The sequence below is a fragment of the Salinibacterium sp. SWN167 genome (assembly GCF_015864665.1).
Taxonomy (GTDB): Bacteria; Actinomycetota; Actinomycetes; order Actinomycetales; family Microbacteriaceae; genus Rhodoglobus.
In genome coordinates this window covers 891,955-907,472 of sequence record NZ_JADYWU010000001.1, presented here as the reverse complement: position 1 = coordinate 907,472, position 15,518 = coordinate 891,955, and the positions used below count along the sequence as shown (strand labels likewise).

Here is a 15,518-nt window from a genome sequence, read left to right as displayed (position 1 = left end):
TCATCACCCGTCCAGATATTCGTCCGGTAGAATGTTCGAGACGAAGACACCGACCATCTCGCCACTCTGCTGCAACGCCACTCGCCCCGGCTGTACTGCAGCACTCGATCACCAGATCGAGCACTCTAAGGGAGAACTGCACTGAATCCGCACGGTTCCAGCCCCAGCTCGAAGCGGAGAGCCCCGTGATAGTGCTGCTCGGTGCGTTCGCGCTCGTTTCCCTGGTGATCCCTGCGCTCACCCGCCGAGTTGGTGTTCGTGTTTTCTTCATCACGGCCATCATTCCCGCAGCGGCATTTATCTACACTCTGCTGCAGACTCCCGCCGTTCTCGCGGATACTCCGCCAACGGAGACCATTCCATGGATCTCCCAACTGCACCTCGATCTCAGCTTTCGGGTCGACACCCTCTCGTGGCTGCTTGCCCTCGTCGTCACCGGCGTCGGCACGCTCGTGATGCTCTACTGCATCAAGTATTTCGCTGCTTCTGAAGAGGGGCTTGGTCGTTTCGCGGCCGTCTTCCTCGCCTTCACCGGCACCATGTACGGGCTCGTGATCGCCGACAACGTCTACTTGCTCTTCATCCTGTGGGAAGCCACGACGGTGTTCTCCTTCCTCCTTATTGGCCATAACACCGGTCGGCTCGCGAGCCGCATCGCTGCGATGCAGGCCCTCATCGTCACAACCGCCGGTGGGCTCGTGATGTTGGTCGGGCTCGTCATGCTGGCCGAACGCACCGGCACTGCCAGCCTGGCGCGGCTCGTCGACCTTGCCCCCGAGGGAACCGCGGTCACCATCGCGATCATGCTGATTCTCGTGGGCGCGCTCAGCAAGTCAGCAATCGTTCCGTTCCAGTTTTGGCTGCCCTCGGCGATGGCCGCGCCCACTCCGGTCAGCGCCTATCTGCACGCTGCCGCGATGGTGCAGGCAGGCATCTATCTCATCGCTCGCCTGGCACCCGGGTTCGCTGAAACCCCGGGGTGGCAGCCGCTGCTCCTCGGCTTGGGAGTCTTCACGATGTTGGTGGGCGGATGGCGCGCGCTCACCCAAGTCGACCTCAAACTTTTGCTTGCCTATGGCACCGTCAGTCAGCTCGGGTTCTTGCTGACGGTCGTGAGTTTTGGCTCTCGCACCGCGGCTCTCGCTGGAGTTGCGCTGCTTCTTGCTCACGCTCTCTTCAAGGCGGCGCTGTTCATGGTCGTCGGACTCATTGACCACCGTGTGGGAACACGCGACCTCACCAAGTTGAGCGGGCTTGGCCGCGAAGCCCCGTTCCTCGCCACGGTCGCGATCATCGCCGCAGTGTCAATGGCCGGTATCCCCTTCACCGCCGGGTTCGTCGCCAAGGAAGCTGTTCTTGCCAGCTTCCTCGAAAGCGCGAGCGCGGGATCGGCGCTGGGATGGATCGCGGTCATCGGAGTCGCCGTGGGATCTACCCTCACTGTGGCCTACAGCGCACGTTTCCTCTGGGGTGCCTTCGCTCGTAAAGACGGAGTCGAGACAGTGCGGCCGCTGCATGAGAATGTCTGGTTCCTGTCGTCGCCGGCAATTCTCGCGCTCACCGGTCTCGTTCTTGCCCCGCTCTTCGGCACCATCGGAACCGTGCTCGAAGGCTATTCGCAGCAGTTCGCCTCAGAAGGCTACGAGTATTCCCTCAAGCTCTGGCATGGCTTCGACGCCGCCTTCTTTGTCTCGGCCGCCACGTTGCTCGGCGGCCTCGCACTCTTCTGGGCACGCACCCAGGTCTTCAGTCTCCAGTCCCGAGTGCCCTCGCTAGTCGACTCGAACAAGCTGTACCGCTCCGGCCTGCGCACGCTCGACCGTATTGCCTTGCGAGTGACAGCCACTACGCAGCGAGGTTCGCTGCCGTTCTATCTCACCGTCATCCTGCTCGTGATGGTCGGCTCGGTAGGCAGCACGCTGGCGCTGAATCGCACGTGGCCCGATTCCATCCGACTCTTCGACAGCCCAGGGCAACTCGCCGTCGGCACCGTCATGATCGTTGCCGCCCTCGCCCTACTCGGCGCCCAGAAGCGGTTCCAAGCCGCTGTGCTCGTGGGAGTCGTGGGGTATGGCATGGCCGCGTTATTCGCATTCCACGGCGCTCCCGATATCGCTCTCACTCAAGTGTTGGTCGAGACCGTCACCCTGATTGCCTTCGTGCTGGTGCTGCGACGACTGCCTGCTCGCTTGGGCAAAGCGCACGGCAGTTCGCGACGCGTATTGCGTGCTGCCGTTGGCCTCTCCGTCGGCCTCCTTATGGGCATCGTCGCCATCGTCGCGCTTGGCGCCCGAAGTGCAGATCCCATCTCCGTGTCACTGCCTGAACTCGCGTACGAGATCGGTCACGGCCGCAACGTGGTTAACGTCGTGCTCGTCGACATCCGCGGTTGGGACACGCTCGGAGAACTCTCGGTGATCGTGGCTGCCGCGACCGGCGTCGCCAGTCTGGTGTTCTTGCGCAGCCGCACCGACAACCTGCCCCGTGTCTCCGAAACCCGTGCCCGCGGCACGATCCGCGCTCGACTCAAGCCATCACGCGAAATCGTGTCCTCCGAGTACCTGCCCGGTGTTCAAGACCCGTCGACTCGCACCGCGTGGCTACTCGCGGGCCGCAAGTTGGCTCCCGAAAACCGGTCGATTCTCCTCGAAGTTGTTATTCGCCTGCTCTTCCACCCCCTGATCGTGCTGTCGATCTACCTCTTGTTCGCTGGCCACAATTTGCCGGGAGGCGGGTTCGCCGCCGGTCTCGTGGCGGGACTCGCGCTCGCCGGTCGATACCTCGCCGGTGGACGCTACGAGCTCGGCGCAGCAGCGCCGTTCGATGCGGGGCGCATCCTGGGCGTCGGGCTCGTGCTCGCGGCGGGAACCGCCACCGTGCCACTCTTCCTCGGCGCGGATGCTCTTACCTCCACGTTCTTCGAAACCACGATTCCCGTGCTCGGCCACCTTGAGTTCTCTACCTCCACCATTTTCGACATCGGGGTCTACCTCGTCGTCATCGGAATGGTGCTGGATGTTCTGCGCAGCCTCGGCGCCGAGATCGATCGCCAGCGCGAAGAGTCCTCTGAATCTCTCGAGAGCGGAAGCACCATATGAACGCCTCTCTCACCCTCGTCGTCATCATGGTCGTGCTCTACTCGGTAGGTGTTTACCTGCTTCTCGAGCGCAGCATGACGCGCGTCTTGTTGGGCTTCCTGCTCGTGGGTAATGCCACCAACTTGCTGATCCTTATCGTCTCGGGGCCTTCCGGAGCTGCAGCGTTCTTCGGCGAAGAGGATGCCACAGCCGATCCGCTGCCGCAGGCGTTCATCCTGACCGCCATCGTGATTACCTTCGGAGTCTCCGCATTCCTGCTCGCTCTTATCTACCGGTCGTGGCGCCTAGCCAATGCTGATGTGGTCTACGACGATTCAGAAGACCTCGCAATGGGCAGCCGGAGAAGTTCGGTGACCACCGATCGTGCCGTTGACGGTGACGACACCGAGTTCGGCACTCGAGCCGCAGCGGCCATCTCCACCGCCCTCGACCTCGAAAAGCAGGAGGAACGCGAGGAGCAAGAGAGCCTGGCGGCCGAACGCAGACAGCGAGAAATCGACGAGAAGGAGGCAGGCGCATGAGCGCACTAACCACTCTTGTTGTTCTCCTGCCATTGCTCGGCGCAGCAGCAGCTCTCACCCAAGCCAACCGTCCCCGCGTCCAAACGCTCATTGCCGTGAGCGTGCTCAGCGCCGTTCTTCTGATCGGTGCCGCCTTGCTCGTGGCCGTCAACACCAATGGCGCGATTGCCGTTGAAGTCGGAGGCTGGCCTGCCCCCTACGGCATCGTGCTCGTGGTCGACCGGCTCTCTGCCCTCATGATCGTCGTCTCCGCCGCAGTGCTGCTGGCCGTTCTCGTGTTCTCGGTGGGCCAGGGCCTCGCCGATGGCGACCGCGAGACTCCCGTCTCGATCTACTATCCGACCTACCTCATTTTGGCGACCGGAGTCTTCAACGCCTTCGTCGCGGGTGACCTCTTCAACCTGTATGTCAGTTTCGAGATTCTTCTCGTCGCAAGCTACGTGCTGATCACTGTGGGAGGCACCAAGCCCCGCATCCGTGCCGGCACCGTTTACATCGTCGTGAGCCTGGTCTCCTCCGCCATCTTCCTCGCCGCCATCGCCATGATTTACGGTGCGACCGGCACGGTGAACATCGCGCAGCTCACCGTGAGACTTGCGGAATTGCCCGCCGACATCCAGTTGATTCTCCACGTCATGTTGCTGATTGGGTTCGGCATCAAGGCCGCAGTGTTCCCACTGTCGTTCTGGCTGCCCGACTCCTACCCGATGGCGCCAGCCCCCGTCACGGCAGTCTTCGCCGGCCTGCTCACCAAAGTCGGCGTGTACGCCATCATCCGCACCGAGATGATCATCTTCCCGGATGGCCAACTCAATACCGTGCTGCTCATTGTGGCGGCGCTCACGATGGTGATTGGAATCTTGGGAGCCGTCGCGCAGTCCGATATCAAGCGACTGTTGTCCTTTACGCTCATCAGCCACATCGGCTACATGCTGTTCGGTATCGGCATCGACACGGCGGCCGGCCTTGCAGCGGCCACGTTCTACATCGTTCACCACATCACCGTTCAAACCACTCTCTTCTTGGCCACCGGGCTGGTGGAACGTCAAGGTGGCACGACCGGCATCAACAAGCTGGGCGGGATGCTCAAGACCAGTCCGTTGATTGCGGTGCTGTTCTTCATCCCCCTGTTGAACCTCGGCGGCATCCCACCGTTCTCCGGTTTCCTCGGAAAGTTGGCACTGTTTGAGGCCGGAGCCAACAACGGGTCCGTGCTCGCGTGGGTACTGATCGGCTGCGGCGCGGCCGTGTCGCTGCTCACTCTCTATGCCCTCGCTCGTGCCTGGAGCATGATCTTCTGGCGCGACGCCGAAGAGGTGGCCGACTACGAAAACCCGTTGGCGATGCGGGCAGAAACCGGAAGCTCCCCCGTCGTTGAGTCAGTGCGCACCACGCCTCGAATCATGGTCGGCGCCACCGTCGCGATGGTGACGGTGAGCATCGCGCTCACCGTCTTCGCGACCCCGCTCTTCGACCTCAGCGCTAATGCCGGTGAGAACATCAATGGCCCCGCCTATTACGTCAATACTGTGTTCCCGGGAGGCCTCGAATGAGTCCTCAGGACGACCAGCCCGCCTCCGTAGCGGCGTCAACGAATCCGACCGCCTCTGAATCAGCGAGTGCACGCAAGGTCTCGCGCACCGAAGTTCGCGGCCGCGTCTGGAAGCAGCTGCCGCTGCTGCTCGGGCTCGTGGTGCTCTGGGGTGTGCTCTGGGGCCAGTTCTCGTGGCTGAACATCCTGACCGGATTTCTTGTGGCGATCGCCGTGACCCGAGTGCTCTATCTGCCCCCTGCCGACATTTCGGGCCGCCTGAACCTCTGGTACTCGCTCGTGTTTATCGCCCACTTCATCGCCGACGTCACGGTAGCCTCCTTCACCGTCGCCTTCCAAGCGCTGAACCCTCGACCGATCCCCACATCATCCGTCATTGCCGTTCAGCTGCGCACTCGCTCAGATTTCGTCATGACGCTCGACGCGATTGCGATGTCGCTGGTTCCCGGCTCAATCGTCGTCGAAGTGGATCGGGAACGCGCCATCCTCTACTTCCACACCTTTGACACCACCACGGCCGCCGCTGTCGAAGCGATGCGCGCCAAGGTGCTCGTCGTGGAGGCGCGCATCGTTCGTGCCATCGGGTCGAAAGATGATCTTGCCCGCATTCATGAGACGGAGGCCACACGATGAGCGATTGGGTGTTTCTTGCCGTCGGTGTGATGCTGCTCATCGCAGGCCTTCTGGCGCTCTACCGCATCATCCGCGGCCCCTCCATCCTTGACCGCATGATCGCCTCAGACATGCTGCTCACGACGATCATTTGCGCGCTGGGAGCGGAGATGGTCTACAACGGTCACACGCGAAGCCTGCCAGCGATGCTCGTGCTCGCGAGCACTGCATTCCTCGGTTCCGTTGTGGTGGCGCGCTATGTCTCGAGGAGAACCAACTCATGATTCTCGACTCAATCCTCGACATCCTTACCGGCGTATTTCTCCTGCTTGGCGGGTTCCTCTCCGTCGCCGCTGGTGTTGGCCTTCTCCGTTTTCCGGATGCGATTGCGCGCCTACACGCGACAACCAAACCCCAGATTCTGGGCTTGGCGTTCGTGCTGTTGGCCATCGCCCTGCAAGAACGTCAACTCTCCACAATTCTCCTGCTGATCTTCTTGCTCATTTTCCAAATGATCACCGCTCCGGTATCGGCCCACATGATTGCTCGCGCCGGCTATCGGGGAGGAATCATCGCGCCCCATTCGCTCCTTGTCGACGAACTGGAGCAGGCCATCGATGCCGCTCCAGAATTCGATGACACCGAACCCGGATCCGAATAAGGCGATTGACACCGTAAAATTCCAGCTTCCCGTCAGGATTGCTCGGGCATACTGAACACTCGCCTACCTCTGGGAGCCCCATGCGCAGCCTCACCGACAACAAGACCGCCGTTGCCCTCTTTGCCGGTGTCACCCTCGTGGGTGCACTCTCCGCTTGCTCAAGCACGGTAACGACTGCGGATGTCGGTTCGGCTGAAACCACTGTTCCCGATGCCACCGCGACCGGTGCCGAGTACACCGACGGAACCTACACGGAGTCGGGCAACTACACCTCCCCCGACGGCCAAGAACAAGTTGACGTGACGCTCACGCTCGAGAGTAATGTCATCACCGACGTCACCGTCGTCGGCAACGGAGACAACCCCAGCTCGAAGCAGTTCCAAGGCGAATTCATCAACGGAATCGCCGCCGAAGTTGTCGGCAAGAACATCGACGAACTTTCGGTGGACAAAGTAGCCGGCTCGTCGCTCACAAGCGGCGGCTTCAACAACGCCGTCGACGCCATCAAGGCGGATGCCCTCGCCGAGTAAAAGGTTCGATGCCATTGGTGCGCCCTGGCAGATTGACACCGCCGACCCCCTCGACCCTGAGGTGTTCGCCGCGATTCAGCGCCGCATCGAGCAATTCGACCGCACCTACTCGCGATTTCGTGACGACTCCCTCGTCAGCCGCATCGCCCGCACCCCCGGCAGCTATCCTTTTCCGCCGGATGCTCCCCCACTGTTCGAGCTTTACCGTCGCCTCTACGATGCGACCGCCGGCGCTATGAGCCCGCTCGTGGGCCGTGCTCTGGAAGAGCTCGGCTACGACCGCACCTACTCGTTGCAGCCCACCGCGACCCGAACGCGCGTGCCCGACTGGCACGAAGCGATCAGCTGGAACGGCAGCGAACTCACCACCCTCACCCCCGCCGTGCTCGACGTCGGCGCTGCAGGCAAGGGCTACCTCGTGGATCTCGTGGCCGAGGTACTCGCCGAGCACGGAGTCCGCTCCGCCACGGTGGATGCGAGCGGAGACCTGCTGCACCGCGGCGACGGTGAACTGCGGGTCGCGCTGGAGCACCCGCTCGACACCAGCAAAGCCATCGGAGTGGTGACCGTGAGCAATGAGGCGATTTGTGCGTCAGCTCCCAACCGACGCGCCTGGGCGGGGCTGCACCACATTTTGGATGCCCGCACGGGCCTCCCCACCGACCGCATCATCGCCACCTGGGCGATCGCCCCGACCGCGCTCGAAGCCGACGGGCTCGCCACCGCACTCTTTTTTGCCGACCCCGCATCGCTCGCGGAGGAGTTCGATTGTCAGTGGGTGCGGATGCTGTCTACCGGTCGAGTAGAGCACTCGCCGGGGTTCACAGGAGAGTTGTTCTTATGAAGCGCTGGCTTGATCGCACCCTCGGTGCCGTGCCGATGTACACCCTTGTGCTCGGGTCTCTCGCCGTTCTCGCGGTAGCGTCGATTGCACTCGCGTTCTTCGATCTCATCGCTGCTGATCCCTTTGCGTTGCTTGCCAGTCTGCCGATCGCCGTCGTGTTTAGCTCTGCGGCCAGCTGGCTCGGCGCGCGCATCGTGCGGCAGCGCGCGCACCTCGAATCGTCGCTCATCACCGGGTTGCTCGTCTTCTTCATCATGGCACCGAGCCTGCAACTCGACGGGCTGCTGTCGATCGCACTTGCCTCGACCGTTGCGGCGGCATCCAAATTTCTGATCGCATTCCGCGGGCGCCATATTTTCAATCCCGCAGCCCTCGGGGCCTACGTTTTCTACTGGGTTCCGATCGGATTCCCCACGTGGTGGATCGGCACCCCGTGGCTGCAGCCCCTCATCATCATCGCGGCGTTCCTTATTCTGTATCGCACTCAACGCCTCGATTTGGGGCTGACCTTTGTGGTGCTCGCGGCCAGCATCCGCATCGCCCTCACGCTTGCCAATGGTGGCGATATTGCCGAAGCGATCGCCGTCACGTTCACCTCCTCGCAACTGATCTTCTTCGTCGGCTTCATGCTCAGCGAACCGCTTACGCTACCGCCGCGACGCTGGCAACGCCTCAGCGTCGCCGCGCTCGTCGCCCTGCTCTTCGCCATCCCATTCTCGATTGGGACCCTCTACAGCGACCCGCTGCTGGCACTGCTCCTAGGCAATCTGGTCGCCTTCGCGTTCACTCAGCGCCGCACCATCCGGATGACGCTCACCGAAACCGAAGAGATAGCTCCCGGCACGTGGGAGCTCACTTTTGCCCCGCACCGCACTCTCGCGTTCCGGGCGGGTCAATACATTGAGCTCTCGTTGCCGCACCCTTCGCCCGACCTGCGGGGAGCACGTCGCTACTTCACGATCTCGTCTGCACCCTCGGCGGGGGCGACCCTGTCGATCACGTTCACGGCGCCCGAGAAGTCGAGCAGTTTCAAAGCAGCCCTCCTCGCACTGCCGCGCGGAGCCGACGTCAATGCCACCGGCATCTGGGGCGACTTCGTACTCCCTCGAAAGACCACCGAACCGTTGTTGCTCGTGGCCGGCGGTATCGGTGTCACGCCCTTCGCCAGCCAGGTCGCACACTCTCACCTGCACGATGACGAACGCGATATCGTGCTCATCTACGCGACCTCCAGCACCGAAACGTTGCCGTTCTCCGGACTCTTTGTGGAGGCCGGCGTGCGCGTCATTGTGTTCGGGCCGCAGCCGGTCGAGTCACTTCCCGAAGGCTGGGTGCTCGGCAGCGAGGGGCGGATGAACGGCGACGCCCTCTCCGCGCTCGTGCCCGACTTGGCCGACCGCCGCGCGTACCTCTCGGGCCCGCCCTCCCTCGTGAACGACCTCAAGGCGACACTGCGCGCTAACGGGGCCCGCCGCATCCACACCGACTACTTCTCGGGGTACTAGCTCGGCAGTTGCACGCCAGCCGCGTTCGAGCTCGACGAGACACGCACGCGACGCTTGAGACTCAGTGCCCGCAACGCATTGAGAATCGCGACGAGGTCAACAACTTCTTGAAGCCCGGCGCCGACGACTGCAGGCAGCGCTCCCGTCATCGCAAAGAGCATGAGCCCCACGCTGATGGCGATACCGATCCAAATGCTTTGCAAGGCGATTTGCACAGTGCGCTGACTGACTTGCACCGCCGACACGACGCGGTAGAGATCATCGACGAGAATCACCACGTCAGCCGATTCGCTCGCCGCCGTCGAGCCCTTGGCGCCCATCGCGATGCCGACATCGGCAGCTCCCAATACGGGCGCATCGTTCACGCCGTCGCCCACCATTACGACCGGGTGCGGAGCAGTGGCGTGCACGAGTCGCACCTTGTCTTCGGGCAGGCACTCCGCGTGAACCTCACTGATGTGGAGTTCGTCGGCCACCTTGCGCGCCGTCTGCTCCACATCCCCCGTGAGCATTAAAGTTTTCTGGATGCCCAGTTCGCGCAGTCCTGTCAGGGTGCGTGCCGCTTCGGGCCGCACCGCATCGCGCAGCACAATCGCACCAGCGTACTGATCATCGATGCCCACGTAGACAGCAGCTTCGCCGCTTGCGAGATCGATTCGAGTGAGTGTGGGAGCCTGCTCGGCCACGAATGCAGGCTTACCCACGGTGACGAGCTTGCCTCCTACGCGAGCCTGCACACCGTGGGTGGCGACTTCGCGGGCATCCGATACTTCGGGGAGCGCGAGAGAGCGTTGCTTCGCTGCCTCCACGAGGGATGCCGCAAGCACGTGGGAAGAATATTGTTCTGCTGCTGCCACGAGGGCCAGCAATTCGTCGGTGGTCACCGCGCCCTCAGGCCGCACGTCGACGACAACGGGACGACCGCTCGTGAGCGTGCCTGTCTTGTCGAACACGACCGTTTTCGCACGGGCCAGCACTTCGAGGGTGCCAGCGTTTTTCACCACGACGCCATAGGTAGACGCGCTCGACATCCCGGCCATGAACGCCACCGGGGCTGCGATTAACAGCGGACACGGTGTTGCCACCACAAGCACTTCGGCGAACCGCACAGGGTCACCCGAGATCCACCAGGCGATAGCAGCCAGGCCAATCGAGACGAGCGTGAACGGCACCGCGTAGCGATCAGCCAGACGCACGATGGGTGCTTTGCTCTCCGCCGCTTCGGTGACGAGCTCAACAATCCGTTGGTATTGGCTGTCGGATGCTCGCGCGCTCGCCTGCACCGTGACAGCTTCTGGCCCGTTCACCGAACCGCTCAACAGCAGGTCTCCGGTGACTTTCTCGACCGGCATGCTTTCGCCCGTGAGCGACGACTCATCGACTGCGGTCGTGGCAGACACCAGCACCGCATCCACCGGCACAATCTCCGAAGGGCGCACGACGAGGCGATCACCCACTGCAACCTCTGTGGCCGGCACATCAACAATGTCGCCGGCGGCCGTCAGCTGATGAGCTGTTTGAGGAACCCGATCTAGCAAGGCGTTCAGTTCGCGCTTGGCGCGACCGGCCGCAAAGTCTTCGAGCGCTTCACCACCGGTGAGCATCAGCACAATGACGATGCTCGCCCAGTATTCGCCAACAACTACCGTCGCCACGATCGCCGTCACCGCCAGCACGTCGAGCCCGAACTGGTGCTGCAGCAGTTTGCGCACCATCGACACGGCCTCACGCACGGCAACGCCGAGCGAATAGATCGACAGCAGCCAGGGAACGACTGCGGATGCCGGAGTCCAGTTCAGCGCGAGGCCCACCACGCCGACGACAACCGTCAGAGCGACGAGCGGATAGCGACGCACAGCCGAGCGCAACGTGACGGAAAGAAATGTAGCCATACCTTCGTTCTACTCTCGTTCGCGGTATCCGGCCAGCCAGCACAGGCTCCCCTTAGCCGCGCTCCTGAACGGGGTCGGTAGGCTCGACAGCATGACTCAACGGCGCTGGAAACAGATCATGGACATTCCCTTGACCGTTGCTGCCATCATTTTTCTTATCGCCTACGCGTGGGAGGTTATCGCCAATCTCTCCGGTACCGCCATGCTGGTGGCCGAGGTCATCATCGCTGTCACCTGGGTGGTGTTCGTGGCCGACTACCTCGTGAACCTCATTTTGGCTGAGCACCGCTGGTTTTGGTTCAGAAAGCACCTGTTCGACCTCATGGTCGTCGTGCTGCCCATGTTGCGCCCGCTGCGCCTCCTGCGTTTGGTCACTCTGCTGAGCGTGCTGCAACGACGGGCGGGAACCGCCGTGCGCGGTGGCGTGCTCACCTACGCGGTCGGGTCATCGCTCTTGCTCGTCTTTGTCGCCGGGCTCGCCATTTTGGATACCGAACGCAACGCCGACAGCACTCAGATCACCAGTCTCGGCGATGGTATTTGGTGGGCCTTCGTCACGATCACGACCGTCGGCTACGGCGACATCTATCCCGCTACGACGCTAGGTCGAGTGATCGCCGCTGGCGTGATGATGGCCGGAATCGCCCTCCTTGGTGTTGTTACGGCAACCCTGGCCTCGTGGATCGTGGAACGAGTTGCGGCTCAAGACGAGCTCTCGCATGTCGCGACGCGTCGCGAGGTCACGGATCTCACGAAGCAGGTGGCTGAACTCAAGCACGTGCTCCTCGAGCATGCGACGCAGATGGCCGCTACCTCGGGAAACCCGGCTCCCACCTTGCCGGGCTCCTCCGAGAAAAAACCGTCGCCCTAGAGTTACGAAACGAAATTCGCTCATCTATGATGTGGGCATGACCTTCACCGCCACAGCAGCACCCACGATGGAGCCTGCGAGCGCACCGCTCCTCGGTGCGTCGATGCGCGGTGCGATGCAGCGATTCTTCGATCGATCGTTCAGGATGCGCGGTCGCGCCAGTCGCAGCGAGTACTGGTGGTGGATGCTCGTGAATATCGCCGTAATTACCGCGCTGGAGGTCGTCGCGCCGCTACTGATCGCGGGCCGCCCCATGGTGACCGAACTCACCGTCGGCCCGTTCGGCTCGCTGGTCTATCCGACTCTCACCATTGCAAGCTGGAGCGGCGCCACCACGGCCACTTCTCCCGCCCTCGTGTTTCTCTCCTTCATTGCGGGAGGCTGGGTGTTGCTCACAGCAATTCCCGGCATCGCCATTGCCGTGCGGCGCCTCCACGATTCGAACCTTTCGGGAGGGTGGGCATTTCTCGCGCTCGTCCCGCCTGGCGCCCTCATTGTGCTCGTGCTCGCCCTCCGCGGCTCGCGCCCCGAGGGGTTGCGTTTCGACTAGCGCGGCAACCGAATCTCCACCGTGCCATCCACGACTCGGCTCTCGAAGCGCGGCTGTGGACTCGTCGCTGGCCCGTGGATGACTTCCCCCGTGTCGAGCGAAAACGCACTCTGGTGCCACGGGCATTCCACACACGCTCCGCCCGGGGTGGAGTCATCGCCGACGACGTACCCGTCATGGAGTTCGGCTCCGAGGTGGCTGCACGTGTTCGAGAGTACGGAGACGCGGTCTCCGCGACGGAAGACCACCACCTCGGTATCGGCGACAACGCGCTTGTCGAGTGAGCCATCCGCAAGCTCGGTGAGCGGAGCGAGCTGCTGCCACCCGCTGGGGAAGGACGCCTCCACGTCGGGAGCATGACTGACACCCGCTGCTTGCCGGTAGGTCAGGTGTCCACCTAGATAGCCGCCGCCCGACGCGATCGCGAGCCCGGCATAGCTCAGTACCTTGCCGCTCGTGTGCTTTCCGCGGGAGCGCTGCACGAAGGATGCCGCGAAGAATCCCGTCGCCACCATGTTGACCGCGGCATGCACGAAGCCGACGCGCTGCTGCTTTTCGTCGAGCTTCGACCAGTCCGCGAAGCCGGCGACCGCTGTTCCGCTCGCGCCAAGCACCCCGACTCCGACGAGTGCCCGTGACGCCTTCTCGGTACCGGGCAGGGCGTCCAGCACGCCCGCCGAGATCCACGCGCCCAGAGGAACGTGGACACCGAGCGGATGCACCGGGTGACCCAGCGGAACGCCATGCAGCAGGTCTCGCAACCACCGCGGGCGAAGAACTGCATCCACGACGGCCCGCGTCTTCTCAACAGCGGGATCGAGCGCGGCCGCTTCCTCTAGACGGTCAACATTTCGCAATACTGGCAGTCGTTTCATCAGAGCCTCGTCCCTCTCAGCGTGTGTTGTTGGAGAACTAGATCGTGACCGATTCGGACGACCCGGTGTGAGGCTCATCCCCGGTTACCTTCGCAGCGACAACGCTAACGAGAGTCGCAACTTTGCCGGGGCTCTCCCAGTACTGTGCCGAGTCGGCCTTGACGTGAATCAGCACCACCGAAGGATCTTCGGCCCCGTCTTCGAACCACACATCAGTGAACGAGTTCCAGAGTTCTTTCTTCTTCGCCACATCCCGAATAATTTCGGCAGAGCCCGACAGCGATAGCCACTCGGACGAACCCGCATAGGCCAGGTTGACCTGAGGATGCGCCAGCAACTGATTCACGGTGTCGGACTCGGCGGAGGCCAAGAACCAGCAATCGCCATCGAATTCTGCCTCCTGCACGGTCATGGGGTGGCTGTGCAGCGCGCCGTCTGCGGAGACGCTCGTGAGCATCGCGATCCGGGTCTTTTTCATGATCGACCGGATGGTGTCGAGCTGGCCTGTTGTTGCTTGGGTCTGAAATGACATGGTGTCTCCAATTCGTCGACGGTTCGCAGTTATGCTGCGCTCCGACGCTAGGGAGCAATCCTCAACGCTTGCCGAATGCTTGCCGAGTGTTGGGTGAGAACGCGCAGAATGTCGGCGACAACGACGAGAGCCGGGCACGCAAAAGGGCCCGGAAGCCGAAGCTTCCGGGCCCTTCTCACAACGTGCTGGCGATAAGCCAGTCGTCAGAAACGCGAAGTGCTACTTACGCAAGTCGTGTTGCGAGGTTCTTGTCGAGCGTGTCGAGGAACTCTTCAGTGGTTTCCCACTTCTGGTCCGGTCCGACGAGCAGTGCGAGGTCCTTGGTCATGTGACCGGCCTCAACGCTCTTGATGACGACGTCTTCCAGGGTCGACGCGAAGTCGACGAGTTCCTGGTTGTTGTCGAGCACACCACGGTGAGCCAGTCCACGGGTCCACGCGTAGATCGACGCGATCGGGTTCGTGGAGGTGGGCTTGCCCTGCTGGTGCTGGCGGTAGTGACGGGTCACGGTGCCGTGAGCTGCCTCGGCTTCAACGACCTTTCCGTCTGGCGTGGCCAGAACGGAGGTCATGAGGCCGAGCGAGCCGAAGCCCTGAGCTACGGTGTCGGACTGAACGTCGCCGTCGTAGTTCTTGCAGGCCCAGACGTAGCCGCCCTCCCACTTCATGGCCGATGCGACCATGTCGTCGATAAGACGGTGCTCGTAGGTGAGGCCGGCTGCTTCGAACTTGTCCTTGAACTCGTTCTGGAAGATCTCCTCGAAGATGTCCTTGAAGCGACCGTCGTAGGCCTTGAGGATCGTGTTCTTCGTCGAGAGGTACACGGGGTAGTTGCGCGTGAGGCCGTAGTTGAGGCTGGCACGAGCGAAGTCAATGATCGAGTCATCGAGGTTGTACTGAACCTGCGCGATTCCATCGCCCGGGGAGTCATAAACCTCAAACTTCATCGGCTCGGAACCATCTTCGGGAGCGAACTCAACGGTCAGCTTTCCCTTGCCCTTGAAGCGGAAGTCGGTGGCACGGTACTGGTCGCCGAAGGCGTGACGGCCGATGATGATCGGCTTGTTCCAGCCCGGCACGAGGCGCGGGATATTCGAGATGATGATGGGCTCGCGGAAGATAACGCCACCAAGGATGTTGCGGATGGTGCCGTTAGGGCTGCGCCACATCTTCTTGAGGCCGAATTCTTCAACACGGGCTTCGTCGGGGGTAATGGTTGCGCACTTGACGCCAACACCGTGCTTTTGGATGGCGTGAGCCGCATCAATGGTGATCTGGTCGTCGGTTGCGTCGCGGCTTTCAATGCCGAGGTCGTAGTACTCGAGGTTGACGTCAACGTAGGGGTGGATCAGGGTTTCCTTGATCCGGTGCCAAATAATGCGCGTCATTTCGTCGCCGTCGAGTTCGACGACGGTGCCTTCTACCTTGATCTTGGACAAGCTTTGCTCCTTAGTTAGTGGCCACGACCAGCTTACT

The 15,518-nt window shown here is 62.3% G+C and carries 15 protein-coding genes; 11 read left to right on the top strand and 4 right to left on the bottom strand.

Translation table 11 applies throughout. The annotated features are described in order from the left end of the window. Window positions 1–185: 185 nt before the first annotated feature. From I6E60_RS04300 to I6E60_RS04260, 9 genes are all read left to right on the top strand, one after another. Window positions 186–3,098, top strand: coding sequence for a Na+/H+ antiporter subunit A (locus tag I6E60_RS04300; RefSeq protein WP_197179011.1), 2,913 nt, complete (start codon window positions 186–188; stop codon window positions 3,096–3,098). Then, a complete protein-coding gene (locus I6E60_RS04295; protein WP_197123269.1) occupies window positions 3,095–3,619 on the top strand; it encodes a Na(+)/H(+) antiporter subunit C in 525 nt (174 codons plus the stop codon). Before I6E60_RS04300 ends, I6E60_RS04295 begins: the two co-directional genes overlap by 4 nt. After that, a complete protein-coding gene (locus tag I6E60_RS04290) occupies window positions 3,616–5,172 on the top strand; it encodes a Na+/H+ antiporter subunit D (protein WP_197123267.1) in 1,557 nt (518 codons plus the stop codon). Before I6E60_RS04295 ends, I6E60_RS04290 begins: the two co-directional genes overlap by 4 nt. Beyond that, on the top strand, window positions 5,169–5,804 hold the full coding sequence (locus tag I6E60_RS04285) for a Na+/H+ antiporter subunit E (RefSeq protein ID WP_197179009.1): 636 nt from the start codon (window positions 5,169–5,171) through the stop codon (window positions 5,802–5,804). The genes I6E60_RS04290 and I6E60_RS04285 overlap by 4 nt, the downstream gene beginning before the upstream one ends. After that, window positions 5,801–6,067, top strand: coding sequence for a monovalent cation/H+ antiporter complex subunit F (locus I6E60_RS04280; protein ID WP_197123264.1), 267 nt, complete (start codon window positions 5,801–5,803; stop codon window positions 6,065–6,067). Before I6E60_RS04285 ends, I6E60_RS04280 begins: the two co-directional genes overlap by 4 nt. Next, a complete protein-coding gene (mnhG, locus tag I6E60_RS04275; protein WP_197123262.1) occupies window positions 6,064–6,444 on the top strand; it encodes a monovalent cation/H(+) antiporter subunit G in 381 nt (126 codons plus the stop codon). Before I6E60_RS04280 ends, mnhG begins: the two co-directional genes overlap by 4 nt. 80 nt (window positions 6,445–6,524) lie before the next feature. Then, window positions 6,525–6,974, top strand: coding sequence for an FMN-binding protein (locus tag I6E60_RS04270; protein ID WP_197179008.1), 450 nt, complete (start codon window positions 6,525–6,527; stop codon window positions 6,972–6,974). Continuing rightward, a complete protein-coding gene (locus I6E60_RS04265) occupies window positions 6,958–7,818 on the top strand; it encodes an FAD:protein FMN transferase (protein ID WP_197179007.1) in 861 nt (286 codons plus the stop codon). Before I6E60_RS04270 ends, I6E60_RS04265 begins: the two co-directional genes overlap by 17 nt. After that, window positions 7,815–9,323, top strand: coding sequence for an oxidoreductase (locus I6E60_RS04260; protein WP_197123256.1), 1,509 nt, complete (start codon window positions 7,815–7,817; stop codon window positions 9,321–9,323). The genes I6E60_RS04265 and I6E60_RS04260 overlap by 4 nt, the downstream gene beginning before the upstream one ends. Here the strand turns inward: I6E60_RS04260 and I6E60_RS04255 are convergent. Beyond that, window positions 9,320–11,215, bottom strand: coding sequence for a heavy metal translocating P-type ATPase (locus tag I6E60_RS04255; RefSeq protein ID WP_197179006.1), 1,896 nt, complete (start codon window positions 11,213–11,215; stop codon window positions 9,320–9,322). The genes I6E60_RS04260 and I6E60_RS04255 overlap by 4 nt on opposite strands. Before the next feature lie 91 nt (window positions 11,216–11,306). Here I6E60_RS04255 and I6E60_RS04250 point away from each other — a divergent pair, with 91 nt between their 5' ends. Both I6E60_RS04250 and I6E60_RS04245 read left to right on the top strand, forming a co-directional pair. Further along, the gene (locus tag I6E60_RS04250; protein ID WP_197123253.1) at window positions 11,307–12,086 is read left to right on the top strand and encodes a potassium channel family protein; all 780 of its coding nucleotides are present in this window, start codon (window positions 11,307–11,309) and stop codon (window positions 12,084–12,086) included. Between the two features lie 37 nt (window positions 12,087–12,123). Beyond that, complete coding sequence (locus I6E60_RS04245) at window positions 12,124–12,636, top strand: DUF805 domain-containing protein (protein ID WP_197179005.1); 513 nt, start codon at window positions 12,124–12,126, stop codon at window positions 12,634–12,636. Here the strand turns inward: I6E60_RS04245 and I6E60_RS04240 are convergent. The 3 genes from I6E60_RS04240 to I6E60_RS04230 form a co-directional block, all read right to left on the bottom strand. After that, entirely contained in the window at window positions 12,633–13,511 is an 879-nt protein-coding gene (locus tag I6E60_RS04240; protein ID WP_197179004.1) for a Rieske 2Fe-2S domain-containing protein, read from the bottom strand. The two genes, I6E60_RS04245 and I6E60_RS04240, sit on opposite strands and share 4 nt — an antisense overlap. A 37-nt stretch (window positions 13,512–13,548) precedes the next feature. Next, the gene (locus tag I6E60_RS04235) at window positions 13,549–14,043 is read right to left on the bottom strand and encodes a pyridoxamine 5'-phosphate oxidase family protein (RefSeq protein ID WP_197179003.1); all 495 of its coding nucleotides are present in this window, start codon (window positions 14,041–14,043) and stop codon (window positions 13,549–13,551) included. Between the two features lie 223 nt (window positions 14,044–14,266). Beyond that, window positions 14,267–15,481, bottom strand: coding sequence for an NADP-dependent isocitrate dehydrogenase (locus tag I6E60_RS04230; RefSeq protein ID WP_197123245.1), 1,215 nt, complete (start codon window positions 15,479–15,481; stop codon window positions 14,267–14,269). Window positions 15,482–15,518 lie beyond the last annotated feature (37 nt).